The sequence below is a fragment of the Shigella sp. FC1661 genome (assembly GCF_001712525.1).
Lineage (GTDB): Bacteria > Pseudomonadota > Gammaproteobacteria > Enterobacterales > Enterobacteriaceae > Escherichia > Escherichia coli.
Map to the genome: position 1 here is coordinate 1 of NZ_MDGW01000138.1, position 6,181 is coordinate 6,181.

The window sequence follows — 6,181 nt, forward strand, 5'->3', positions numbered from 1 at the left end:
CCCGTTGACGGACTTCGGGGGAAAAACGAGTATTTTTAGTCATCCTGTTTACCTCTTTCTCAGGAAGTTTAGTCTCCAGGATTCCCGGGGCGGTTCAGTTCAGGCTGTACGCTTCCCCATGTGATTTGCCTCGCCACTTCACCGGGCTCAGGACCCCGTAGGATCTTCACCGAAAAAAATGCATCACCAGTTGCTTTATTATTTGTTTTAGGTAGACCTGTTACTAATTTATACCTACTCTGACCAAGTCTGGATAAGAAAGGCACACCTGCACATTTCTACTTGGAAATGTTTTCTTTTACCATTTTGCTCAAAAATTTCAACATCCAATATTCCTCGTACAGAACTACTCAAGTCCTGAATAGAAAAAGTTCCAGCTGGTACAGTAGAGTCATATATTACTCGACCTTGTTGAGATACAACAACACGTGCATTAGTTTCTGCAATACCAGTAATCTGAGGCGCATAACCACGAATATTTGGCGGTAGCATTCGTTCATCGCTTTCTAATGCAATTCCTGTGTAACGCCAAGCAACAGCGCATTCTGGCGCATGATCTGGTAAACACGTTTGGCATTGATCGCAGGCATACCATCATGTGCACAAAAACCCACCGAGCTTTTACACGGTGGTCCCAGAGAAATGCAGGACATCAACACGCCCTGCATTTTTATTATCAGAAGGTATATTTCACACCCAAAATACCTTGGGTGTCTCTGTAACTGTTATTACCCAATTGCTGAGATACGTTTCCCCAGATGCTTAGGTTATCTGCAAGACGCCCCCCCACACCAGTTTTGAGTTCAATCACATTACGGTTGCCTATCTGGTGATTTGACATGCCATTCATAATTACACCATATTGCTTTGAGCTCCATTTCCAATTCACTTCCAAAAATGGTTCGAACTTACGAAGAGTCTCCTTATCGATACAACTCTGACTAATTAAGGATGTACGCAATCCCAATTTTGCTTGAATATTATTGACCCCAGAGGATGTGACCATAGTGCCATTGTGTTCAATATAGTCGTTTGCTTTTACCCCATGCCTAGTTATCTGGACTTGTGGATTGAGATACAATGCGTTGTCAATATTATTATGAGTAGTCCAGCGTATAGTTGGGTAGATATAGCCAGCTTCCAAAGCTCCTGTTATTCCTTTGCTGGAATATTTCTCACCAGTTACCCCATCTCCTTTGACTGTATTATTAAACCAACCGTACTGCAACCAAGCATCCATATATAGACCTGTTCGTTCTTTTTCATCCTGAAACCAAGAACTGTACAAACCGGCAGTATAACCGCTCACAGTTCCTCGTGAACTATAACTAGTATACTTATTATGAGTTTTGCTATCCTGATATCCATAAGCTCCCATAATACCCACATGCAAGCCATCATGATCAGTGAAGTTTGTCTTCAAAATATCTCCACCAATCTGATAAACCATCCTGTTAGCTGTGGTTTTTAATTGTCTATCAGCTAAATTATGCTCATTATGTCCACCAACAGTACGAATCCACATGGTGGTTTCGCTGAGCTGACCTGTAGTAGGATCAACAATAGTGCTACCGTGTCGGTCATAGAGAGAAGGACTAAACATCGTGTTCATTGCTATCAGGTTAGCAATATAACTGCCAGCTTCAGGGCGCCATGTGTGAATACTACCTTCACCCAAATTAAGTGAAGATACAAGCTGTGAACTAGCTCGGCGACTACTCATTTGAGTAGACTCTTGATTGCTCATCTGTTTTGATTCTTGATTATCCATCTGACTAGTTAGATACCACTTATTGGTATTCAGTCCAGATACAGTGCCCTGTTTCAGGCGATAGTCATAACTACCAGCAACAATACGGCCTTTCTGAATAAAAGCATTCTTATCAGAAGAATCTGTCGAAATAATTTGAACACCTTCAAGAGTTTTATCTCCAGAGCCTCCCTCATTTGTCACTGCAACATAGGTAATACCAGACGCATGGCCTGTAATTTCCAGCCGGTCAGTTTTACTGTTGTCATTGCCGAGAACCGCGCCCAAAGATAATATTCCGCCCTTTCCATGCCAATTACCTTTCTGAACATAGGTCTGACCGACATTTGACGAACTATTATTGAGAATAACATGACCGTTTTTCTCCAGAGTCATGTTACCTGTGACAATGACGGGGTCAGGCAAAAAAGGGGCATTAATATTATTGATTAGCACAGTCCCACTATTTAATAAAGTGTTAACAGTTTGGTTCATGCCTGAAAAATTCAAGGTAGCACCTTTATTAACAATAACACCAGCGGTACGTGTCATAGCTTCAACTGTCCCCATTTTTAGAATGCCTGCATTGATGTTGGTGAGACCAGAGTAGGTATTTTTTTCCGCCAAAATGAGAGTTCCCTCCCCTGATTTTGTTAGGGATTTTCCGTCCCAGCTATTTATATTATGATGGCTGAGATTATCTGCCAGAATAGTACTAACAGTAAGTTCAGCGTTTTCTTTCAGATTGAACTCTCCATGACTGTCGCCATCTGTATCATTCCAGCTCAAACCGTAGATCAATTTATTCTGGTCACTGATATAGCTTTTTGTATAGTCAATAGCACCAGTAGTGAGTAACGGATTGATGATAGATATATTAGAAACACTGAAACCTGTTATCCCTTTATCTGCACTTAGCAGTTTATAGTCCTTCTGCGCCCAGTTATTTATAATAGCTTCCACTTTTACATTGTTGCCAAATGACATATTTCCAGAAGCTTCCAGACTACTGATTCCAGCTAAATTTAAAGAACTGTTCTCACCAAAAGAAACGTCACCTGAAACAGTGAATTTGTTACCTGATAGTGAAACAGTTGTACAATCACCAGCACATAAATCACCTTCAATAGTTGGAGTGGTCCCAGTGTAATCATTGTTGATAATTTTCAGAATGGATGAATTGTTAACCTGTACATCACCAGTAATGACAGAACCTTCATGGAGTATTAATGAATTGTTTCCACCAGTGATGTGGATAGCATTACCTGCTACATTTTGTGTTCCATCATCTTCTTTACCTGAAATTATATATCCGCTATTAGCAATGGTCATATTGCTACCATTTATAGCATCCCCCCAATGTCCACCATTACCGCCTAAAATAGCTCCATTGTTGATTATAGACAGGTTATCTCCTGTGATAGCATTACCACCGTAGCCATCATAACCATAACCGTAAGCAGCACCTCCGTTGCCTCCAGCGAACGTGCCCTTATTGATTACAGAGAGGCTGCTTCCTGTGATGGCATCACCTCCATTACCGCCATCACCCTCACCATAATTGTTACCTCCATTACCACCGGAAATAGTCCCTTTGTTGATTATGGGTAGATTGACTCCTGTGACGGCATCACCTCCATTCCCCCCATCACTATCACTATAACTATCGCCACCATGTCCACCTGAAATAATTTCTCCATTTATTATAAACAGATTGTCTCCTGTAACAGCCTCACCACCATCACCGTTATGGTCAGCACCGCTACCGCCGCTACCACCAAGAATCATGCCTTGATTGATTATAGACAAGTCAGATCCGGTAATAGAGTCACCACCATTACCGCCACAACTATTACCATCATTATTATCACCAGCACCACCATGACCTGCGCTAATCATAATATCAGAGTTAATCCGTAGCTTAGTTCTAGATGCATGAGAGGGGTTGGAAGAAGTTATATACCACGCATCCATTCCATCTTCACCAGCTCCCAAGGGAGAAAGTCCATCAACAGGTGTTAATAATTTTTCATAATTGTCCTCTGAAAAATGAAGTTCTTGAGTACCCGAAAGAGGAATAGCAAAAGCTATTGGCCCCCCGAGCAACAGGGATGCACCAACAACAAAAGGAGAAAAAGACAATTTGCATGTTTTTTCCTTTACCGTAGGTAATTCTCCGGCCCCCCCCTGTGAACATTGGGTCATATTACAAAAAAATTTGTGAATTTGATTCATGCACTATATTATCAGTAAGTGGTTGATAAACCCCTAAAAAGATTCCGTTTTATCCGGAATAAAGGGACGATATATGCAAAAACATATTAAACAAAGCCTCAACCAAAACATGAGAGCTGTGTTATATATCAATGCAACGGGAGAAATTTACCTGTGTCTTGCTTTGAAAAAAAGAGGGGGAAAGCTATATGTTCGATAATAAATTAATAATTTTACTATGATAGTCTGCTTCAGACCGCAACTTTTCAGTTCTTTCTGTACGCTTGCCCAAAGTTTAACCACTTTGTTTTTCTATACACCCAATGGTTCTATCTGCCCCTTGATGTTAATCCCCAAAGCCAATAACATGAATGTATTCATATCACAACTTTCCTACCAGACTCTCCAATGCAATAACTGCATAATTGTTTTTAGTGGAAATGTATCGTTTTCTTAAAGAGAAGAATAACATTCCATTTTATTATGTTCCCAATTTAATTATATTAATATATATTGGCATCAATAGGAAAATACATCAGGAGAAATCAAATGCAGACATCAAACATAACTAACCATGAAAGAAATGACTCATCATGGATGTCAACTGTCAAATCAACTACAGAAGTAAGTTGGAATAAATTGAGTTTTTGTGACGTTTTACTGAAAATAATAACTTTCGGAATATATTCTCCACACGAAACTCTAGCCGAAAAATATAGCGAAAAAAAACTAATGGATAGTTTCTCACCATCACTATCACAAGATAAAATGGACGGAGAGTTTGCCCACGCAAACATAGATGGCATTTCAATACGGCTATGCCTTAACAAAGGCATATGTTCGGTTTTTTATCTTGATGGAGATAAAATACAATCCACTCAACTTTCATCAAAAGAATATAATAACTTGTTAAGTTCACTCCCCCCAAAACAATTCAACTTAGGAAAAGTACATACTATTACAGCTCCGGTATCAGGGAATTTTAAAACTCACAAGCCTGCACCAGAAGTTATTGAAACAGCCATTAATTGCTGTACATCGATAATACCAAACGATGATTACTTCCCCGTTAAAGACACTGATTTTAATAGTGTTTGGCATGATATTTACAGAGATATTCGAGCATCTGACAGCAATAGTACAAAAATATATTTCAACAATATTGAAATACCACTAAAATTAATTGCAGATCTAATTAATGAGTTAGGGATTAATGAATTCATTGATAGCAAAAAAGAGCTTCAAATGCTAAGTTACAACCAAGTAAATAAAATAATCAATTCAAACTTCCCCCAACAAGACCTATGTTTTCAAACAGAAAAACTTTTGTTTACTTCACTCTTTCAAGACCCTGCATTTATATCCGCACTAACATCTGCATTCTGGCAATCTCTTCACATCACGTCTTCCTCTGTGGAACACATATATGCCCAAATTATGTCCGAAAACATAGAAAACAGGCTTAATTTCATGCCTGAACAACGAGTTATTAACAATTGTGGACATATTATAAAAATCAACGCAGTTGTCCCTAAAAACGACACTGCAATCTCTGCCTCTGGGGGGAGGGCTTACGAAGTTAGCTCATCAATATTACCATCGCACATAACATGTAATGGTGTTGGTATTAATAAAATAGAAACAAGCTATCTCGTTCATGCTGGAACACTTCCAAGCAGTGAAGGGCTTCGCAATGCTATCCCTCCAGAAAGTCGTCAAGTATCATTTGCCATCATATCTCCTGATGTTTAAGCCAATATTATATTGGCTGCCAGACTGTAAAAAAACGTTCTTCAGAACAGCTCTATAAACTATTAAACCAAAGCTAAAAGGATGGGGACCAATAGAATCTCAGCCCATCCTTTTTATATCATTATGAACCGCCCCGGAAATCCTGGAGACTAAACTCCCTGAGAAAGAGGTAAACAGGATGACTAAAAATACACGTTTTTCCCCTGAAGTCCGTCAACGGGCAGTTCGTATGGTTCTGGAAAGTCAGGGCGAATATGACTCACAATGGGCAGCGATTTGTTCCATTGCTCCAAAGATTGGCTGTATACTGGAGACTCTGCGTGTCTGGGTACGCCAGCATGAGCGGGATACCGGGGGCGGTGAGGTGGGCTCACCACCGCTGAACGTCAGCGTCTGAAAGAGCTGGAGCGTGAAAATCGTGAACTGCGCCGCAGTAACGATATCCTTCGCCAGGCTTCCGCTTAT

At 40.0% G+C, this 6,181-nt stretch carries 2 protein-coding genes and 2 pseudogenes; 2 read left to right on the forward strand and 2 right to left on the reverse strand.

The features are described from left to right. Positions 1-215 precede the first annotated feature (215 nt). Positions 216-534, reverse strand: a pseudogene (locus BFF42_RS09655) (fimbria/pilus outer membrane usher protein); the annotation flags it as partial. A 142-nt stretch (positions 535-676) separates the two neighbouring features. Next, positions 677-3,985 carry an outer membrane autotransporter IcsA gene (gene icsA, locus BFF42_RS09660; RefSeq protein ID WP_039058919.1) on the reverse strand — a complete coding sequence of 1,103 codons (3,309 nt, stop codon included), beginning with the start codon at positions 3,983-3,985 and terminating at the stop codon, positions 677-679. A 528-nt stretch (positions 3,986-4,513) separates the two neighbouring features. Between icsA and virA the strand changes: the two genes are divergently transcribed. After that, complete coding sequence (gene virA / locus BFF42_RS09665) at positions 4,514-5,716, forward strand: alpha-tubulin-specific protease (protein WP_001195009.1); 1,203 nt, start codon at positions 4,514-4,516, stop codon at positions 5,714-5,716. Positions 5,717-5,894: 178 nt separating this feature from the next. Further along, positions 5,895-6,181, forward strand: a pseudogene (locus tag BFF42_RS09670) (transposase); the annotation flags it as partial.

Excerpts from the sequence above, each read along its gene's own strand:
- icsA (WP_039058919.1), bottom strand. The coding sequence starts at position 3,985 with ATGAATCAAATTCACAAATTTTTTTGTAATATGACCCAATGTTCACAG.
- virA (WP_001195009.1), top strand. The coding sequence starts at position 4,514 with ATGCAGACATCAAACATAACTAACCATGAAAGAAATGACTCATCATGG.